General features: G+C 47.2%; 19 protein-coding genes and 2 tRNA genes. 11 read left to right on the top strand and 10 right to left on the bottom strand.

Features of this window, described 5'->3' with window-relative positions; translation table 11 throughout:
- Nucleotides 1–7: 7 nt before the first annotated feature.
- The 3 genes from LX69_RS11560 to LX69_RS11550 all read right to left on the bottom strand — a co-directional run bounded on the left by LX69_RS11560 (nt 8) and on the right by LX69_RS11550 (nt 3,236).
- Entirely contained in the window at nt 8–1,054 is a 1,047-nt protein-coding gene (locus LX69_RS11560) for an efflux RND transporter periplasmic adaptor subunit (protein WP_170124357.1), read from the bottom strand.
- Between the two features lie 232 nt (nt 1,055–1,286).
- Nucleotides 1,287–2,588 carry a TolC family protein gene (locus tag LX69_RS11555; protein WP_111446209.1) on the bottom strand — a complete coding sequence of 434 codons (1,302 nt, stop codon included), beginning with the start codon at nt 2,586–2,588 and terminating at the stop codon, nt 1,287–1,289.
- A gap of 24 nt (nt 2,589–2,612) precedes the next feature.
- Nucleotides 2,613–3,236, bottom strand: coding sequence for a TetR/AcrR family transcriptional regulator (locus tag LX69_RS11550; protein WP_170124356.1), 624 nt, complete (start codon nt 3,234–3,236; stop codon nt 2,613–2,615).
- A 240-nt stretch (nt 3,237–3,476) separates the two neighbouring features.
- Here LX69_RS11550 and hisS point away from each other — a divergent pair, with 240 nt between their 5' ends.
- The 4 genes from hisS to LX69_RS11530 all read left to right on the top strand — a co-directional run bounded on the left by hisS (nt 3,477) and on the right by LX69_RS11530 (nt 6,082).
- A complete protein-coding gene (gene hisS / locus LX69_RS11545; protein WP_111446207.1) occupies nt 3,477–4,844 on the top strand; it encodes a histidine--tRNA ligase in 1,368 nt (455 codons plus the stop codon).
- Nucleotides 4,845–4,967: 123 nt separating this feature from the next.
- Nucleotides 4,968–5,156: a transcriptional regulator gene (locus LX69_RS11540; RefSeq protein WP_245935006.1), complete on the top strand. Its 189-nt coding sequence runs from the start codon at nt 4,968–4,970 to the stop codon at nt 5,154–5,156.
- 79 nt (nt 5,157–5,235) lie between these two features.
- On the top strand, nt 5,236–5,718 hold the full coding sequence (locus LX69_RS11535) for a hydrolase (RefSeq protein WP_111446206.1): 483 nt from the start codon (nt 5,236–5,238) through the stop codon (nt 5,716–5,718).
- 91 nt (nt 5,719–5,809) lie between these two features.
- A complete protein-coding gene (locus LX69_RS11530; protein ID WP_245935005.1) occupies nt 5,810–6,082 on the top strand; it encodes a hypothetical protein in 273 nt (90 codons plus the stop codon).
- A 10-nt stretch (nt 6,083–6,092) separates the two neighbouring features.
- On the opposite strand, the gene LX69_RS11525 is transcribed toward LX69_RS11530, so the two are convergent.
- The 3 genes from LX69_RS11525 to LX69_RS11515 all read right to left on the bottom strand — a co-directional run bounded on the left by LX69_RS11525 (nt 6,093) and on the right by LX69_RS11515 (nt 8,534).
- Nucleotides 6,093–6,596, bottom strand: coding sequence for a flavodoxin (locus LX69_RS11525; RefSeq protein WP_245935004.1), 504 nt, complete (start codon nt 6,594–6,596; stop codon nt 6,093–6,095).
- A 62-nt stretch (nt 6,597–6,658) separates the two neighbouring features.
- Nucleotides 6,659–7,300, bottom strand: coding sequence for an O-methyltransferase (locus LX69_RS11520; protein ID WP_170124355.1), 642 nt, complete (start codon nt 7,298–7,300; stop codon nt 6,659–6,661).
- Nucleotides 7,301–7,313: 13 nt separating this feature from the next.
- The gene (locus tag LX69_RS11515; RefSeq protein ID WP_111446204.1) at nt 7,314–8,534 is read right to left on the bottom strand and encodes a M16 family metallopeptidase; all 1,221 of its coding nucleotides are present in this window, start codon (nt 8,532–8,534) and stop codon (nt 7,314–7,316) included.
- 134 nt (nt 8,535–8,668) lie between these two features.
- Here LX69_RS11515 and LX69_RS11510 point away from each other — a divergent pair.
- Both LX69_RS11510 and LX69_RS11505 read left to right on the top strand, forming a co-directional pair.
- A tRNA-Phe gene (locus tag LX69_RS11510) sits at nt 8,669–8,741 on the top strand.
- Nucleotides 8,742–8,768: 27 nt separating this feature from the next.
- A tRNA-Phe gene (locus LX69_RS11505) sits at nt 8,769–8,841 on the top strand.
- Between the two features lie 73 nt (nt 8,842–8,914).
- Here the strand turns inward: LX69_RS11505 and LX69_RS11500 are convergent.
- On the bottom strand, nt 8,915–9,448 hold the full coding sequence (locus LX69_RS11500; RefSeq protein ID WP_111446203.1) for a WbuC family cupin fold metalloprotein: 534 nt from the start codon (nt 9,446–9,448) through the stop codon (nt 8,915–8,917).
- 107 nt (nt 9,449–9,555) lie between these two features.
- Between LX69_RS11500 and LX69_RS11495 the strand changes: the two genes are divergently transcribed.
- The gene (locus tag LX69_RS11495; protein WP_111446202.1) at nt 9,556–10,683 is read left to right on the top strand and encodes an adenylate/guanylate cyclase domain-containing protein; all 1,128 of its coding nucleotides are present in this window, start codon (nt 9,556–9,558) and stop codon (nt 10,681–10,683) included.
- Between the two features lie 66 nt (nt 10,684–10,749).
- Here LX69_RS11495 and ettA read toward each other — a convergent pair whose 3' ends face one another.
- Both ettA and LX69_RS11485 read right to left on the bottom strand, forming a co-directional pair.
- Nucleotides 10,750–12,435, bottom strand: coding sequence for an energy-dependent translational throttle protein EttA (gene ettA / locus LX69_RS11490; protein WP_111446201.1), 1,686 nt, complete (start codon nt 12,433–12,435; stop codon nt 10,750–10,752).
- Nucleotides 12,436–12,596: 161 nt separating this feature from the next.
- Complete coding sequence (locus tag LX69_RS11485) at nt 12,597–13,448, bottom strand: hypothetical protein (protein WP_111446200.1); 852 nt, start codon at nt 13,446–13,448, stop codon at nt 12,597–12,599.
- A gap of 346 nt (nt 13,449–13,794) precedes the next feature.
- On the opposite strand from LX69_RS11485, the gene LX69_RS11480 reads away from it, so the two are divergent.
- The 4 genes from LX69_RS11480 to LX69_RS11465 all read left to right on the top strand — a co-directional run bounded on the left by LX69_RS11480 (nt 13,795) and on the right by LX69_RS11465 (nt 17,804).
- Nucleotides 13,795–15,534 (top strand): ATP-binding response regulator, encoded by a 1,740-nt coding sequence (locus LX69_RS11480; RefSeq protein WP_146260721.1) that lies wholly within the window; start codon nt 13,795–13,797, stop codon nt 15,532–15,534.
- A 146-nt stretch (nt 15,535–15,680) separates the two neighbouring features.
- Nucleotides 15,681–16,070 carry a hypothetical protein gene (locus tag LX69_RS11475; protein WP_111446198.1) on the top strand — a complete coding sequence of 130 codons (390 nt, stop codon included), beginning with the start codon at nt 15,681–15,683 and terminating at the stop codon, nt 16,068–16,070.
- 136 nt (nt 16,071–16,206) lie between these two features.
- Nucleotides 16,207–17,301: a GRAS family protein gene (locus LX69_RS11470; protein WP_111446197.1), complete on the top strand. Its 1,095-nt coding sequence runs from the start codon at nt 16,207–16,209 to the stop codon at nt 17,299–17,301.
- A 5-nt stretch (nt 17,302–17,306) separates the two neighbouring features.
- On the top strand, nt 17,307–17,804 hold the full coding sequence (locus LX69_RS11465) for an aminotransferase class I/II-fold pyridoxal phosphate-dependent enzyme (RefSeq protein WP_111446196.1): 498 nt from the start codon (nt 17,307–17,309) through the stop codon (nt 17,802–17,804).
- On the opposite strand, the gene LX69_RS11460 is transcribed toward LX69_RS11465, so the two are convergent.
- On the bottom strand, nt 17,785–18,106 hold a 322-nt coding region (locus LX69_RS11460), incomplete at its 5' end, for an IS66 family transposase (protein ID WP_170124354.1). The two genes, LX69_RS11465 and LX69_RS11460, sit on opposite strands and share 20 nt — an antisense overlap.

Here is an 18,106-nt window from a genome sequence, read left to right as displayed (position 1 = left end):
ATTCGGATCACGGCATCACATTCACGGGCATGCCATCCAGCAGGCGGGCCTGACCGGCCACAATAATTTGGTCGCCGGCCTGAATGTTGTTGGTGATGATTTCGACCTCGTCGTTGATGCGCTGACCCATTTTGAGGCTTACGCGGCGGGCTTTGCCATTGTCGGCCACAAACAGGTATCGCTCGTCGGATCCCTGCATTTTGAGGATGGCCTGGGCGGGTACCAGCAGGGCTTCTACCTTGTCGAGCTCAAAGCTCACGCGGGCAAACATGCCGGGGCGCAGGGCCTCGTCGGCGTTGGGCAGCTCTACCTCCACGGGGAAGGTGCGGGTGGCGGCGTCGATGGTGGGGTAGATGCGCGACACGGTGCCTGTGAAGGTGCGGCCGGGGTAAATGTCGCATACCAGGCTCACGGGCATGCCTTTTTTAATTTGGGGGAAGAACTGTTCCGACACGTTGGCCAGCGTCTTGAGGCGGTTCATCTGCACCAGCGACACAATGGCCGCCTTGCCTGCTGCCGTGGGTGATCCCGAGTACATTTCGCCGTTTTCATAATATTTGCCACTCACCACGCCGCTAAAGGGGGCTTTCAGGCGGGTGTTTTCGGTGAGGAAGGCCACGTTTGAGCGGGTGATGTCGTAATTGGCCTTCACCTGGTCGTATTGCTGCCGGGCCACGCCGCCCACCTTGTTGAGGGTGTCGAAGCGCTGGTAGTCGGTTTCGGCATTGCGCAGTTGCACCTGTGCCTGGTGCAGCTGGGTTTGATCCATAATGGCCAGCAGTTGCCCCTGTGCCACGCGGTCGCCCACTTCCACGGTAATCTGTTCGATGCGGCCGGGCGAGGCAGGTGCCATGTGCACCTCTTCGTAAGCGATGAGCGACGAAGCGTATTCCACCACCCGGTTGATGCTTTTGAGGGTGAGGGGTTGCACCTTCACGTTTTCGGCCTTTGGGGGAGTGGCTGAGGAGGTGTTTTCGGTCGATGACGCGCCGCAGCTGCTCAGGGTCATCAGGGCAGCGGCCAGCGTGAGCGTTGCCGCCATGGGTTTTCTCATGTGTGATGTCATGGGTTGGATGTATTTGCCTCCTCCGTCTCCCGAAGGGGAGCATTGTGGGAGTGAGGTGTTTTTTTTACAAATTATTGATAGATGCTGTTTTGTTATGACCATTCGGATAAAAGACAAGAAGATGATCAGACGTCAGACGGATAGATGAGACTGACGAGACATTCTGAGAATCTTTCTTCATCTCATCCTCTGGCTTCTTCTTCTCTTGTTTGAATGTCTTTTATTGCTCCGTGGTAAAATAGAGTTTTTCCAGGTCGTTACCAGCCTGCAACAGTTGTAACACGGCCATCACATAGCTGTTTTGGGCGTTTACGTGGTTGTTAGCGGCCGTGGTCAGGTCGATGCCCGACACCAGTCCCTGCTGAAATTTGAGGTTGATGTTGTTGAACACGCGTTGCGACACCTCCAGATTTTGCTGTTGGGTGAGGTACTGGTCGGTGGCATTGCGCAGGTTGAAGCGCGCCTGTTTTTCCTGAATGCGCAGTTGGTCGGTGAGCAGCTCTTTTTGGTTGAGGGTGGTTTCGTACTGTATGCGCGCCTGTTTCACCCGCGCGCAACGCAGCCCGCTCGAAAAGATGGGCACCGTGAGGTTGAGACCCACCATTTGGCTGGGGCTAAAGTCGATGGCCGGTTTCTTCAGCTTTTCGGTGTAGCTGTAGTAGGCGGCCAGCGTGGGCAGAGCCGCTGCCTGTTGCAGGCGTATTTGCTGCTGCGCCAGAGTTTCCTGTTCGGTCATCAGGCGGTAGTCGATGTTTTTTTCTACCTCGAACAACCGTTCGGTGGCCGCTTCCACGTTGGTGTGGGCAATGATGGCCTCCAGATTGTCGGTGAGCTCCAGCTCGGTGGTGGCCGACACGCCCATTTGCAGGCGCAGCATGTTATGTGCCAGCTCAATTTGTCGTTCGGCCGAGCGCACGGCATTGGCCATGCTGTTGACTTGCACGGTGAGCTGATCCAGGTCGGTTTGCTCAATCACGCCCACCTGCGCCGACAGTTTGGTGGTTTCGTAAATCGATTGCAGGTTGGCCAGGTTTTGGGCGGCAAAGTCGCGCGACTGCACGGCCACCAGTGCCAGGTAGTAGGCGTTGGCCACGTCGATGCGCAGCTCCAGGTCGCTCTTGGTTTTGCCGGTTTGAGCCATCGATCGGGCTATTTTGGCCATCCGCAGCCCCACGTAGTAGTTGCCGCTAAACACCAGTTGGGTCACCCGAAAGGCCAGGTTGGTGGTGGGATTGAATTCGATGGTGTTGCCAAATGCCTCTACCGAAGCGCCCAAAAAGTTGGTATAGTCGGCCGTGGCTTCGGCCGTGGCTTCGGCCTGTGGCAGACCATTGGCAATGGCTTCCCATTGTTTGGCCTTGGCCTCCTGCACGGCCAGAGAGGCGTTGCGGCTTTGACGGTTGTTTTCAACGGCATGGTCGGCCGCCTGCTGCACGCTCACGGTGAGCTTTTGGGCTGCGGCACTCAGGGGGAGCGCTGTTAAGGCCATGCACAGCAGCATGATTTGTTGGGTTCTCTTCATCGTTGTTGATGGTATTATAATGTATTAGCGTAATTCGTTGGATTTGTATTGCACCTGCAATTCGTCAATCATCTGCATGCCTTTCATGGTCGAGATGCCTCGCACAAAGTTCACCAGGATGTTCTCGAACACCTCGGTTCTGTCGAACTTCTCAGGGGGGAATACTTCGTCGTTGCCTAAGATGTTCATCTGTTCAAACAAGATGCGGGTGACAATGTCGGGGTTGATGTCGCTGCGCAAGAAGCCCTGCTCAATGCCTTTGCGCAACTGGGCGTTCATGTGGTCACGTTTTTTCTCTTCCTGGCGTTTGGCGCACCCTTTCCACACGGGGTGGTGGTATTTTTGCAGGTCTTTAAAGAAGAGAGGATTGGTGGTTTTCATGATTTTGATCCCTTCCATCAGCATCTTGAAAAAGGTTTGAATCACATTTTCACTTTGCAATTCAATGGCTTGCTGTTTAATCAGGTGGCTTTCTTGTATAAAGTCGATGCAGCAGCTCACCAGGGTGTCTTTGTCCTTAAAGGTTTCGTAAACGGTGCGTTTGGAGATGCCCAGGTTTTTGGCAATCTCGTCCATGGTAATGGCACGGATGCCGTATTGAAGAAACTGCTTGGAGGCTTCTTCGATGATGCGTGTTTTCAGGTCCATAATCTGTTCATTGATGGACGCAAATGTAATCCGAAAACTTTTGGTACGCCAAAAGCTTTCGTGATTTAACTTTTTTTTTAAGATGCCGGAAATGTGGGCGAAGGAATCAAGCGAAGGAACTTTGCTATTCATCCCAATGGGGACGCATTGGCACTTTGGCGATGGAGGTTGATGGCGCTGACCTTTTTATTGATTCAAAAATTGATAAATTTGCCGGCTCTATTCAATACACGATTTGTCATGGCTCAAAAACCATCTATCCCAAAGGGAACACGCGATTTTTCGCCCGCCGAAATGGTGCGGCGCAACTATATTTTCGACACCGTTAAGGGGGTGTTTCAGCGTTACGGCTATCTGCCCATCGAAACGCCTGCCATGGAAAACCTCTCCACCCTGATGGGAAAATATGGCGAGGAGGGCGACAAACTGTTGTTTAAAATCCTCAACTCGGGCGACTATCTTAAGGATGCCGATGCAACCTTGCTGGCCGAAAAAAATTCCACCAAAGTCACGTCACAAATCAGCGAAAAGGGTCTTCGTTACGACCTCACCGTGCCTTTTGCCCGTTTTGTGGTGCAGTATCAAAACGACATCACCTTCCCCTTTAAGCGTTATCAAATTCAGCCCGTGTGGCGGGCCGACAGACCCCAAAAAGGGCGCTACCGAGAGTTCTTTCAGTGCGACGTGGATGTGGTGGGGAGCAACTCCCTGCTCAACGAGGTGGAGTTGATGCAGATTGTTGATGAGGTGTACCGACGTCTTAATATCAATGTGCTGCTCAAGCTCAACAACCGCAAGATATTGGCCGGCATTGCCGAAACCATCGGCCAGCCCGAGCGCATCATCGACATCACTGTGGCCATCGACAAACTCGATAAAATTGGCCTCGACAAGGTGAATCAGGAACTGGCCGAGAAAGGGCTCCCACAGGAGGCCATCGACCGGCTTCAGCCCATCATTCAACTCACCGGCACCAATGCCGAAAAGCTGAGTGTGATTCGCAGCGTCATTGGCAGCTCGGCCATTGGTGTCAAGGGCATCGAGGAGGTGGAGACCATCCTCAGCACCGTGGCGGCCATTGGCCTGTCGCTCGATGTGGAATTGGATCTCACCCTGGCACGCGGCCTCAACTATTACACCGGCGCCATCTTTGAAGTCAAGGCCAAGGATGTGGCCATTGGCAGCATCACCGGCGGCGGTCGCTACGACGACCTCACCGGCATCTTCGGTCTCAAAAACGTGTCGGGCGTGGGCATCTCCTTCGGTGCCGACCGCATTTATGACGTGATGACGCAACTCGACCTTTTTCCCGAGAATCATGCAGCAACCACGAAGGTGCTCTTCGTTAATTTTGGCGAAAAAGAAGCGTTGTACGCTTTAGGGTTGTTGGCTCAGGTGCGTCAGGCCGGCATCAACGCCGAGCTCTATCCCGACAACAGCGACAAAATGAAAAAACAGATGGGCTACGCCGATAAAAAGCAGATTCCCTTTGTGGCCATCATTGGCGATGAGGAGATGAACCAGCAAAAAATCATGCTCAAGGCCATGCAATCCGGTCAGCAGCAGTTGGTCGATTTGGCGCAGCTCATCGAAATAGTGGGAGCATAAACGATTCAGCAAAAAAAGTTTCATGGGCGTTCATCGAAGGGTGGGCGCCTTTTTTCGTTCTTCAAGCATCATCTGCAACATTTCACGCTCTGATGTGTTATAGCATCGATAAAAAAACAAAACATGACCATTATGACACACGCCGAAATTGTATTGGATGCCATGGCCAAAGCCGCTAAACCCATGAAAGCCGGAGAAATTGAAAAAGCCACCGGTCTCACCAAAACCGAGGTCGACAAAGCCATGAAGCAGCTTAAAGCCGATGAGCGCATCGAGTCGCCCGTGCGTTGCTGTTGGCAGCCCAAAAAGTAAGTGGCTGACAGGTGCCGTATTGACTTTTGTGTCGTTAGGGAGTATTTTTAGTGCTCGGTTTAACTTCAAAAAATCAATCATGGCACCTCAATCCAATGAGCCCGTTTGCTGTCCGCCCTTCCATCCCCAATTGTGGGACGATAAGATGGTTGAGTGGCATCAAAAACCTTTTGTGCGTCATCCGGTGAGAACCCTCTTTTATCTGCCACTCAATTTTGGAGGGGTCATCCGCAAAGTGCACAAAAAAATCCTTGCTTCGGGCACCGATATTCAGGATTGGCTCTGCCTTTCAGATCATGTCTCCCGATGGCGAATGGATATTTACCTGGCCGTGGGCAAAGAAGTGGCGGGTGTTGACAATATCACGCTGAGTGGCCAATATTACTGTAAAGTTTACGAAGGCCCTTTTAAAGATACCGGCAGATGGTGTCGCGATTATGAGGCCGCTGTGGTTGCCAAGGGATTAAAAGCAGGTAAGCTTTTGATGTGGTACACCACCTGCCCCAAGTGCGCCAAAAAATACGGCAAAAATTACGTGGTCATCCTCGCCCGCGTTGATTGAGTTACTGTTTTTTTGCCTGTTTTTAATAACTCAGTCATTTCAAATCGGTTAAAAATGCTACTTTTGTGCCGGTCACACTACCCGATACAAAATGGCGAAAAAAGTGAACGCCACCAAGGCATCATCATCTAAAACACCTGTCGATTACGTCAAACGTCGCTCAAAGCTGCGACGGGTTCATCGTGCTGAAGTTTTGTTTAACGAAAAGGAACAGGAAGCCCTGGATGCTTATTGTAAAAAACATGGGATTGACAATAAAGCGCGTTTCATTCGCGAAACGGTGATGCGCTGCGTTATGGAGCATTTTGTCAACGATTATCCCACCCTCTTCGACAAGGGCGACCTCGATAAACTGCGCATTTAACCCCTTTTCTTTATAGTTCCTGAGATATTTGGGAGAGCCATTTTTTGATGCGATAGTCGGTCATGTCCGGTTCGTTGTCTTCATCCAGCGCTAATCCCACAAATTGCCCCTCTCTCACAGCTTTTGATTCACTGAAGTTGTAGTCGTCTGTTGGCCAAAAGCCCACGATTTGACATCCCTTTTTCTCCAATAGGTCATAAATGATTCCAATGCCGTCGCAAAACGAGTCGGGGTAGTTCATTTGGTCGCCCAGCCCGAACAATGCGACAGTTTTACCCGTCAGGTCGCTTTGTTCCAGAATTTTTGAGAATTGATGAAAGTCGTCCTGAAACATGCCCACACCCCAGGTCGAAGTGCCGATAAGCAGGTTGTCGAAGGCCTCGATGGCCTCTCTGGTCATGGTTTTGGCCGATGTTGCTTTGGTACCGGGGAGGCGTTTGGCTATTTTCTCTGCCACAAAGCGGGTGTTGCCCATGCTTGAACCGTAAATTATGCCTGTCGATTTCATTGTCATTGCATTCATGTTAAAGCAATACAACATCGGGCGGCACCATAAAGTTCGACCCCAAAGAGGGATTACTCCTTTTTTCGAACAAGCGTGATACCATCGCGAATGGGGAGGATAACTTTTTCAACGCGCTGGTCGTCGCGCACCATGTCGTTAAATTCAAGAATGCCTTTGGTGTAACGGTCATTGGGATCGAGGGGTTGTACCACTTTTCCGTCCCACAGTACGTTGTCGGCCAGGATGACACCGCCCGGGCGCAGCTTGGCCATGATGAGCGGATAATAGTCCGGGTATTCGCGCTTGTCACCGTCCATGAACACCAGGTCGAAAGTCTCATTGAGGGTGGGCACGATGTCTATGGCGCTGCCTTGATGCAGTTGGATGCGCCCGTTGTTGCCGCTTTTATGGATGAACGACTCAATCATGGGGCACAGCTCGTCGTTGATTTCGATGGTGTGCAGAAGGCCGCTCTCGCGCATACCTTTGGCCATGCAAATGGCCGAATAGCCGGTGAAGGTTCCAATTTCGAGAATGCGTTTGGGGTTGAGCATCTTTACCAGCAGGTAAAGTAGTTGACCCTGCAGATGGCCACTGAGCATGCGCGATCGCAACACTTTAAGGTGTGTTTGCCGCGTTAGTTCGGTGAGAATGGCATCCTCGGGGTCGATGTGCGAAAGAATGTATTGTTCCAGATCTATATTGGGATTCATGGTGTGTAATGATTTAGCGATAGGTGAGGTACGATAGTTTTTCGGGCGCCAGAATGTCGTTGGCGATTTCCATTAAATCGGTGGCTGTGATGGCGTCAATTTTTTGGTAGATGGTTTCCAGCGCATCTACTTTGTCATAAAGCAAAAAACTCTTTCCCAGCGAGAGCATCAGGCTTTCTTTATTTTCGGTGGCAATGGTCATTTGACCTTTGAGCTGTCGTTGGGCTTTGTGTAGTTGTAGCGAGCCCATGGTCTGGTTACGCAGCAGGTTAAGTTCTTTGTTGATGATGCGCATGCTTCGGGCCAAATTCTCTTCATCGGTGCCAAAGTAAATGGTAAACACGCCCGTGTTGAAATAAGGAGAATAACTCGATTCGACGTTATAGGCGATGCCGTTTTTCTCGCGCAGCGACATATTCAGGCGTGAGTTGCTGCCGGGGCCGCCCAGTATGTTGTTGAGCAGATGCAGACCCAACCGTTTAGGGTGGTTTAGGTCGTAGGCCACGTTGCCAATGATCATGTGGCTTTGATAGGTGTCCATCTTGACCTCTTTTTGTTGGGGAACGTACGGGGTGACTTCCCGACGCATCTGTGAGCGCAGGTTCGGTTTCACCGAACCGAAATATCGTTCGCACAGGTTGCACAAGCGTTTAAATGCGATATTTCCCACGCTGCAAATGACCATTTGGTCGGTATGGTAGTTGTTGGCAATGAATCGCAGCACATCTTCGCGAGTAAAGGTTCGCAGTGTTTCGGCCGTGCCCAGTATGTTGCGCCCCATGGGGTCGTTAGGGTAGATGAGTTCTTCAAAGTCATCGAAAATCAGTTCCGATGGACTGTCTTTGTAGGAATTGATTTCATCGACAATGACTTCCTTCTCTTTTTCCAGTTCCTTGTTGGGAAAAATCGAGTTGAAGGTGATGTCGTGAATGAGTTCGAGGGCGCGATCGTAATCTTCTTTAAGAAACGAGGCATAGATGCAGGTCTCTTCCTTTGTGGTGTAGGCGTTGAGTTCGCCTCCCACATCATCAAGTCGGCTCAGGATATGGAAAGCTTTGCGTTTTTTGGTGCCCTTAAATATGACGTGTTCAATAAAGTGAGCCATCCCGTGTTCATTTGGCGCCTCGTCGCGTGAGCCGGTGTTGATGATGAGGGCACAATTCCCGACCGGAGAATGGTGATGGGTATGAATGATGCGAATGCCGTTGGAAAGCAGATGTGTTTCTATAACCATGATAAAATTTTGCGGAGCAAAGATACTAAACCTCAGTTGAATTAACCTGAGGGCATAAAAAAAGAACGTAAAATGTGGGCGAATGGTTTTGAAGTGATAAATCTTTCCGTATATTTGCAACCGCAAAAGCAGATGGTACCATAGCTCAGTTGGTAGAGCAAAGGACTGAAAATCCTTGTGTCCCCGGTTCGATTCCTGGTGGTACCACTTCTTAAAAAAAAGATTTTCTGCGATGGTGCCATAGCTCAGTTGGTAGAGCAAAGGACTGAAAATCCTTGTGTCCCCGGTTCGATTCCTGGTGGCACCACAAATGAAAGGGAAACGCGTAAGTGTTTCCCTTTTTTATTTGGTGCTCTTGGGGCATGGCCATCATGGTATTTTTAGCCTTCTGCTAATCGTTCATTGAGCCAGGCGGTCGCTGCAGCCGCATCGGTTTCTTCAGGAGCCCATGGGGCAAATTGTTTGTCAGTGGCAGGGTCATAAGGGCCATCTTTTATTTCGTACACCACCGTGCCGGGTTCAAGGGCTGTCGCCATGTGCCACTCATCGGGTGCAATTTCCACTGCGTGAATTCCACTTGCTGACGATAGCTCTATTCGATGGGTCTCAAGTCCCTCGTCGTCAAAAAACATCACCAGTAATCGCCCTTTCAGGATGATAAATACTTCGCGTTTTTGTTGGTCGATGTGCCGATGTGGGCGGACATATGTGCCCGGTTCAAAAGCGTTGAGCATCCTCTGTAGCGGGTCGGTTAATTTGGCATGGTAGTTGTTTCCCTGGCGCAAGCGGGGTGATGTTGCCGCTTTTTGGCTGAGGGAGCTGAGGGTTGCGTTGTCAATGATGATCATGTGTGGTGTGTAAAATGGATGGTCGGCAATTTTGTCAAAAATGAACGACATTTCCGTGACTTCCATGTTAAAAATAACGACTCTCGTCAAAAAAGCAAACCTTCCTTAATAGATGGCCGTTAAAGAAATTGTATTGCAATTTTACATTTTTTATATTTGAATAAAAATTAGCCATGAGTGCCGTTAAGATTTTGATTGTTGATGATATGCGAATTATCTCCGAGCTGATCGCCTCATTGCTCAATGAGTTGAATGAGCCGTTTCAGTATCTCTTTGCCATGAACGGGAAAGAAGCGTGCAAAATGGCTCATGCTGCGCGTCCCGATTTGGTGATCATGGATTGGGAGATGCCCGAAATGTCGGGTTACGAGGCTTTGCAGCGAATGAAAAAAAATGACGCACTGAAGGATATTCCGGTTATCATCTCTTCGGGTTTTACCGAGAGTGAAAATATCCGGTTGGCTTTGGAAGCCGGCGCCATCGATTATATACGTAAGCCCATTGATGGCATCGAGTTGATAGCCCGGGTGAGATCGGTGTTGGCGCTCACGAGTGCTTACAATAAATTACGAGAACAGACAGTGTTGTTGAATCATGAACGTCAAAGAACACATAATATCATAAAAGGCTATTTGCCCGAGAGTGTGGTGAAGGAGATTTTGAATGATGGTTTTGTCAAGCCCCGGCGTTATAAGGAAGTGTCGGTGTTATTTGCCGATTTGGTGGACTTTACCACCACCACCAATAGCATGTCACCCAAGTGTATGTTTAATGAGTTGAATTCATTGTTTCCGGCATTCGATGAAATTATGCACTATCACGGGTGTGAGAAAATCAAGACCATTGGCGATGCTTATTTAGCTTCGTGTGGATTTCCGGAGGCGGAACCGTTGCATGCCGTTAAATTAGCTCGTGCTGCGGTAGATATGATCAATTTTGTGAGTTTGCGAAATAAAAAACACCCTACCCGTTGGCGATTGCGCATCGGTATTCATTCGGGCGATATGTTTGCCGGACTCATCGGGCGTGAGAATTATCATTTCGACGTATTTGGTGACACTATTAATACGGCAGCCCGAATGCAGCAACATGCCGATCCTATGCAAATCAACCTATCGGAAAAGACCAATGAATTGGTGCGAGATTATTTTAAAACCATCGAACGGGTTCCGTTGAAAGTGAAGGGTAAAGGGGTGCAAAAGATGTTTTATTTATATCGCCCCATTGTTGATACTGAGTTTTATCATCAATCATTTGATGAGCATCCCTTGGTAAGCATTGTGATGCCTAATGGTCAATAATATTGATGCCCATTATCAAAACACCACAAAGGCTATCGTTTCCGGATAGCCTTTGTGGTGTTTGAATTATTTAATCAGCTTTTTGTATTTGATTCGATGGGGTGTGGTGTCGCCCAGTCGACGTTTTTTATTCTCTTCGTAATCAGAGTAGCTCCCTTCGAAGAAGTAGACTGTGGAATTGCCTTCGAAAGCCAAAATGTGTGTGGCTACCCGGTCGAGAAACCATCGGTCGTGTGAAATAATAACGGCACAACCGGCAAAATCGTCCAAGCCTTCTTCCAGCGCACGCAAGGTGTTCACGTCAATGTCGTTGGTTGGCTCATCGAGGAGCAGAACGTTGGCTTCCTCTTTGAGTGTTAGTGCCATGTGTAGTCGGTTGCGTTCCCCACCCGAGAGCATTTTGCATTTTTTTTCCTGGTCGGAACCGGTAAAATTGAATCGTCCCAGGTAGGCTCGTGCGTTGATGTCGCGATTGCCTAAGCGAATGAGCTCCTGTCCACCCGAAACCACTTGAAAGACTGTTTTTTCAGGGTCTATGCCTTCGTGTGATTGATCCACGTATGCCACTTTTACGGTTTCGCCCACTTCAAAGGTGCCGTCATCCACTTTTTCCAATCCCATAATCATGCGAAACAGGGTGGTTTTACCGGCACCGTTAGGGCCGATTACTCCTACGATGCCGTTTTTGGGAAGTACGAATTCCAAATTTTCAAATAGTAATCGGTCGCTGTATCCTTTGGCAACGCCGTGAGCCTCGATGACTTTATCTCCTAATCGGGGGCCATTGGGGATGAAGATTTCCAGTTTTTCTTCTTTTTCTTTCACGTCTTCGTGCATCAGGTTTTCGTAGGCCGACAAGCGAGCTTTCGATTTGGCCTGACGTGCTTTGGGAGCCATGCGAACCCATTCGAGCTCTCGTTCAAGGGTTTTGCGACGTTTGGAAACTTGTTTTTCTTCTTGTGCCAAACGGGTTGATTTTTGGTCGAGCCACGATGAATAGTTGCCTTTCCAAGGGATGCCTTCCCCTCTGTCGAGTTCCAGAATCCAACCGGCTACGTTGTCCAGGAAGTAGCGGTCGTGGGTGATGGCAATCACGGTGCCACTGTATTTTTGCAAGTGCATTTCAAGCCATTGCACCGATTCGGCATCGAGGTGGTTGGTGGGCTCGTCTAAAAGCAGAATGTCGGGCTGGCGAAGCAGTAGGCGGCAAAGTGCCACCCGGCGACGCTCACCTCCCGATAATTCGCCAATGAGCTGATCCTCTGGTGGACAGCGCAGTGCATCCATGGCAATCTCGAGTTTTGTGTCGAGGTTCCAAGCATCGTATTGGTCAATTTTTTCCTGCAGTTTGGCTTGCTCGTCCATCAGGGCATCCATTTTGTCGGGATCTTCCAATACATCCGGATCGCCAAACTTGAGGTTGACTTCTTCGTAGGCCTTAAGGGTGTCGACAATTTCCTGTACACCTTCTTCAACCACCTGGCGGACGGTCTTTGTGTTGTCGAGTTGCGGGTCTTGTTCTAGATAACCCACCGAATAGCCTGGCGAGAACACAACTTGCCCTTCGTAGTTCTTTTCGAGGCCGGCAATGATCTTTAAAAGGGTCGATTTTCCGGAGCCGTTGAGACCGATGATGCCGATTTTGGCTCCGTAAAAAAACGAGAGGTAAATGTTGTTGAGAACTTTGCGTTGTGGTGGGTACGTTTTGCTGACCCCTACCATGCTGAAAATGATTTTTTTATCGTCTGACATTGTTATTCTTGTTTGTGGTTGAGTCACAAAAATAGAAGCATTTTTTTAATATGAAGTGAGCCTGGATAAAATGAATTGGCTGAGGAGATATGAATTGTGACGAAAAAAAAGCACCTGACCAGATGGGGCAGGTGCTTGATTGGGCTGATATCGTTGATGTATTATTTGGCCATGCTCTTTAAGTCGCTTTCGAGCAGCCAATCCCGTTTTTTATTGGCGTCAATCATGTGCCAGTCGAAGTAGTAGAGTTTAGAGTCGCCCGCTCCAATCACAATTTTATAGCAACGGGCTTTGTATTGTGTGCCTTCGGGGCCAACCTTGTGGAAGAATACAGCATTGGGGTCTTTGCTGTCAATTACTTCCATGATTTCATCTCTGCTCACGATTTTTACCTCATTGGGGTACACTTTTTTAATTTTGGCAATTGTGTTGATGTCGGGTGAGAGTTCTTCTTTGACAACGTATAAGGTCTTGTTCTTCAAATCACCCGCATTTTTGTTGTAATAGGTTAATGGGTTGGCTTTGATGAGTTTGGGATTGTCAGTCATCAGGGTTACATGATCTTGTATGAAACGAATAAAAGCATCCATCTTGTAATAGTAGCTGTCGTCCTCAACCCGTTTGTATGAGAGGGGAATGGAACATAAATCAGGCATGTTGCTAACATTGGCCACATCTTTTCCCATCAAGAGGCTCAAAAAGGTGTATCGTGCCTTGGTTTTGTCAGCATCAAAGGTGGCAGTGGTGGTGAGTAAGAATGAGTAGCTTGGGTCGCGTCGTTTGCTTTCAAACTCTTTTTGGTCGATGAATTCAAACTCGGTGAGTTTCCAGACATTGGCCATCACTTCTTTAATTTTAAAGTTAAAATCGCTCATGGGGTTGATGTCCATCACCACGAGAGTACGGGTCGATTTGAAGTTTTGGTAATCCTGAGGTGTGGGAATGTGTTCCTGAGCCAATAAAGATGTGGCCATTGATAGGATGGCAGAGAGGGAAAGGAATAGTTTTTTCATTTTTACTTCTGTTTTATTTTAGTTTTTTGTTGCGTTCTGTATTGGGAGCCTATTTTGTATAAAAATGGGAATGACTCTTTTTTACTGAAGAAGGTGGTAAATGGTTCCAATAATTATAAATAACTTGTTCGAGAGCGTGACACGAATCAAGAACATCCCAAATTATAAAGAAAAGTTTGATTTTCCATAGTTGAAGATTTATTTTTGAAATTCATGGCTTGTAAGGAAAGATTTTTGCAAATTGCATAGACGATGAATAGCTTTTATCGGTAGTTGTTTGAGCACTCTGCCTAATGTGGTGATTGACATATTTTGTGCCAAACTTGAACCAACCAAATATTTACGCATGAAGTTGATGAGCCGTTTTATTTCGATATTCCTGTTTGAACAGGCCGAAAAACTTGATTTGGAAGATCGCAATCGCATTTTGATTGCCAATCTGATGAATACTTTTTATTTCTTGGTTGTCTTTTTAGAAGGCATCTATTCGTTGTTTGTCGAAGAGACAATTTATGCTGTCCCCTTGTTGTGTTTTAGTCTCTTTTATCTGGTTAATTTCATCTTTTTAGCTCGTTTTGTCCAGAAAGCCATTTATCAGGAGTTGTTAGCCTGGGTAACGATGGGGACGTTGATGTTTTTTATGACCATGGGCGGGATTTCACATTTGGGCATCGTTTGGTCATTTTTATATCCATTGTTTGTCATCTCCATTTTCGGACGACGCAAAGGTGTACTTTATTCGTTGTTATTGTTTGGAGGCATGTTAATTGCTTTTCTTCCCCTGTCTGAATTAATTCCTTTAGTTCAGGTTTATTCTTTGGAATGGCGAATTGTGATGGGTGCACTTTATTTGGCCATGACGTTGGTGGCGTATGTGGTTCATTTTATTTCAGGTGAATTGCTCATTAATAAGGAGAAAATAATGCTCGATTCGCGCAACCAAAGCCGCAGTCAGGAGGAACAAATATCTCAGTTGTCCCATCAAATCAGAACGCCGTTGAGCAATATCACCGGGATTATTGATATGCTCGAAAAAACCCGCTTGGATGACGATCAGCGTGATTATATCAATACCATCCATGCTTCGGCTAACAATTTGGTGAATGTGGTTAACAGTTTGGTGAATGCTCCCAAATCGGGCGTGAGCCAGGAGCCGGAGGAGGAAACCAGCTTTAATTTGTATGCGATCATTAATAATACCTTGCGTTTATTCCAAGATGGTCAAAAAGACAAGCGTTTTAGTTTATCGCTTTCTGCTGATATTCCGTCCAATTTATTGGGGAGCAGTATTAAAGTGAAGCAGATTCTGCTCAATATTTTTAATAGCATCATTAAACAAAACAAAGAGGAGGTGAAGCAGATCAATATTGAGGTGACTCAAAAAGAGATGCTTCCCGGCAAGGTGGTTTTGTTGTTTCGCATTTCTAGTAATCACCAGATGCCGCTCACGCGCGACATGGCACAGCGCGATTCGCTTTACAATCAGGATGTGGTGATGTTAAACACCGCCCGTTATGTGCAGGTGCTTGAACTGGGCATCACCCAACGCTTAATAGAAGGGGATGGTAACACGATGAGTATTTATACGCAAACCGGACAAACCATTGTGGAGTTCTCTATTACCCTTAAAGAAAGTCATAAAAGCCAGTCTGTACTCGATATCCAGGAGAAAGCAAAATCGGTTGAGCCGCTTTTTAAAGGCAATGTCGAGATGAAGGATGCCAGTATTTTATTGGTGGAGGATAATTTTAGTAATCAGCAAATTATTATCCTGTATATTAAAAATCATGTGAGTCGTATTGATGTGGCTTTCAATGGCAAGGAAGCGCTTGATAAGTTTGGGAAGGCTAAGTACGATTTGATTTTGATGGATGTGCAAATGCCTATCATGGATGGTTTTAAGGCCACTCAAAAGATTAGAGAAATTGAGCGTAGCAGTAATACCCATACGCCAATTATTGCAGTGACGGCCAATGCCTTTCCTGAGGATAGGGAGCGTTGTTTTGCGTCGGGGATGGACGATTATATTAGCAAACCGTTTCAGCCCGAAGATTTGATTGGCAAAATAAAGCAACATTTGAGTTGATTATTGTTGAGAGACAATTTATTTGTAGGTGCACAATTTTTTCTTGACCCCGAGAGTAAAATGGTCTAAATTAGACCCAATCTTGCCGCGACTTCCTTAATTATGATGATGGGAGCGAAGGCAGGTGAACACCTAAAACTACGCCTATGAACACAGTTTTAAACTCTCCGGTTGTGAAGATCGATTACGATTATTCACGCAAGCAGCTGGTGCAGACCTGGACCGGATTTGCATCATCGGGTCAATTTCGTGAAGCAATAGACGCCACGCTTCATTTTTCACAAAGCAATCCGGTTCGCACCATTATTTCAGACACGTTGAATCAAAGTGTGGTGGATCCGGCTGATACGCAGTATGCCGCTTCAGCCATGCCTAAGTTGTTTCAACAGGGATTGAAAGCCATGGCATTTGTGATGCCCAAAAATGTGATTACTCAATTATCCTTGAAGCAGTTTGCAGAGGGAAAACGATCAGATAACATCAAGTATTTCCCCTCAATTATTGAAGCGAGAAAGTGGCTCGAATCATTTAACTAATCCATTGAAAATGCCCCGGATGCTCATCAGCTCCGGGGTTGAGTTATTGTTGTTTGCTCTCGGTTTTAGATGTGAAGAGGGAGAGTAAATACCTGTGTTGCGGTTTGTTTTTTGATGTTTTAAATAATGTTATGACATGCTCAATTTTGATATTCCAGGGGTTTACGATGCTTTGGATCTGGTGATGCGGAACTATCCGGATAAATTCACGCCAGAGTCGAAGATTGAGATCGATACGTTACTCTCGCATTGTTTGGACGGACTGGGGGATGATTCAGAAAAGTTTCTTTCCACCCTTTATATTCGTTCGTTGAAGAGTTATATCGGCGATACCGGAGTAAATGAGCATATTTATTTGAAAAACTATGAGATTTCACAAATCCAATTATTTGATATTTTAAGTCGTAAGTTTCCGTTTGTTAAAGCGGCTCATGATGTGGTCAATGGCATCATTTTGAGTCGGATGTATGATAAGTCCGATGTGACCATTTTAGATATTGGGATCGGACAGGGGACTCAAATTTGTAAGTTGTTGAGTCGAATTCCGGATTCAGCCCATTATCAACACATTCGTGTGGTCGGGATTGAGCCGTTTGAAAGCGCTTTGCGGAGAGCGGAGTTTTCTATACGACAGGAATTGAGTCGTTTTTCGTTTTCCACAGAGTTTGTCGGTAAGCGAGCTTTTGTCGAGAAACTTTCGGTAGATGACCTGAGGGCATTGCTGGGGGAAGATCCTGGAGCTGTGATTGTAAATGCATCGCTTGCCTTGCACCACATTCAAAGTTTAGAAGAGCGCGATAGGGTCATTTCGTGTCTTCGAAGTTTATTGCCTGATGCCTTGTTGCTGACCGAGCCTAATGTGGATCATTTTGAACCTGATTTTTATCGGCGATTTCAAAATTGTTATCGCCACTTTTATCATGTTTTTCAGGTGATTGATCGTTTAGATGCCGGAGGTGTCGACAAGAACGGGTTGAAGTTATTTTTTGGAAGAGAAATTGAAGATATTATCGGTCGTCATAACGGCGATCGGTACGAAAAGCATGAGCCTGGGTATCGATGGGTTGAGAAGCTGAATCACCATGGTTTTATTATTGATCGGGATTGTTTTAATCCGTTGATGGAAGTTGGTTGTGGTGTGAAGTTGACTGTCGATAGAGAAGGATTTTTGGGTTTTGGTTATGAAACCGAAATCATTTTGGCTGTCATCTGTGCAACGACTAGTGGGTAATTGACATGAATAATGCCATTGGAAGTTTTTTCACTTCTGCAGTGCTCGACAGTACGTCACGTATCACGAATATCGATGGTGGGTACATTTGTCTCGATAAAAATGAATTGCCGTTTGATATTCCCGATGAGGTTAAGTCGCGTGTTGCTCTTGCCTTGTGTCAACGAGAATGGTGTAGATATCCTTCTGCCGGAGGGGAGGAGGTTGAACACCTTATCGGTGAATGGCTGGATATGCCGGGTGATTGTGTGGTGGCAGCTCCCGGTGCCGCTCAAATTATTGTTTCGTTGTTGAGTTATTTCGCATTGAGCGGACGACCAATTACCATTGCTCAGCCTTCGTATTCATTATTCAATTATTACTGTAAAACATACGGGATTAATTATCGTCGATGGATGTTGACGACTCAATTAGAATATGATTTGGATTCATTTCCGGATCAAAGTCCCGGTTCTGTGTATCCACCCCAGCAACCCCATCTATTTATATCAAGTCCCTGTTGATAAATTGCGGCAGTAGTTCTTTGAAATTCTTGACAGGTGTTGCCTGAATGTTATCCATGACAAATTTGAGCCACCGCAGAGGGTCGATGTCGTGTTTTTTGCAGGTTCCGAAAAAGCTGTAGAACATGGCAATGTTTTCGGCGGCATCATGAGAGCCGGCAAAGAGGTAGTTTTTCCGCCCCAAGGCCAGTGGGCGGATGGAGTTTTCGATCAGATTGCTGTCAATTTCCAGCATTCCGTTGGTGAGGTAGTTTTGCAGACTGATCCATCGGTTTCGGCAATATTCAAAGGCTTTTCCGATG

The sequence above is a fragment of the Breznakibacter xylanolyticus genome (genome assembly GCF_003254275.1).
Classification (GTDB): domain Bacteria; phylum Bacteroidota; class Bacteroidia; order Bacteroidales; family Marinilabiliaceae; genus Breznakibacter; species Breznakibacter xylanolyticus.
The sequence above is the reverse complement of the archived record's forward strand: the minus strand, read 5'-3'. Positions and strand labels throughout refer to the sequence as shown.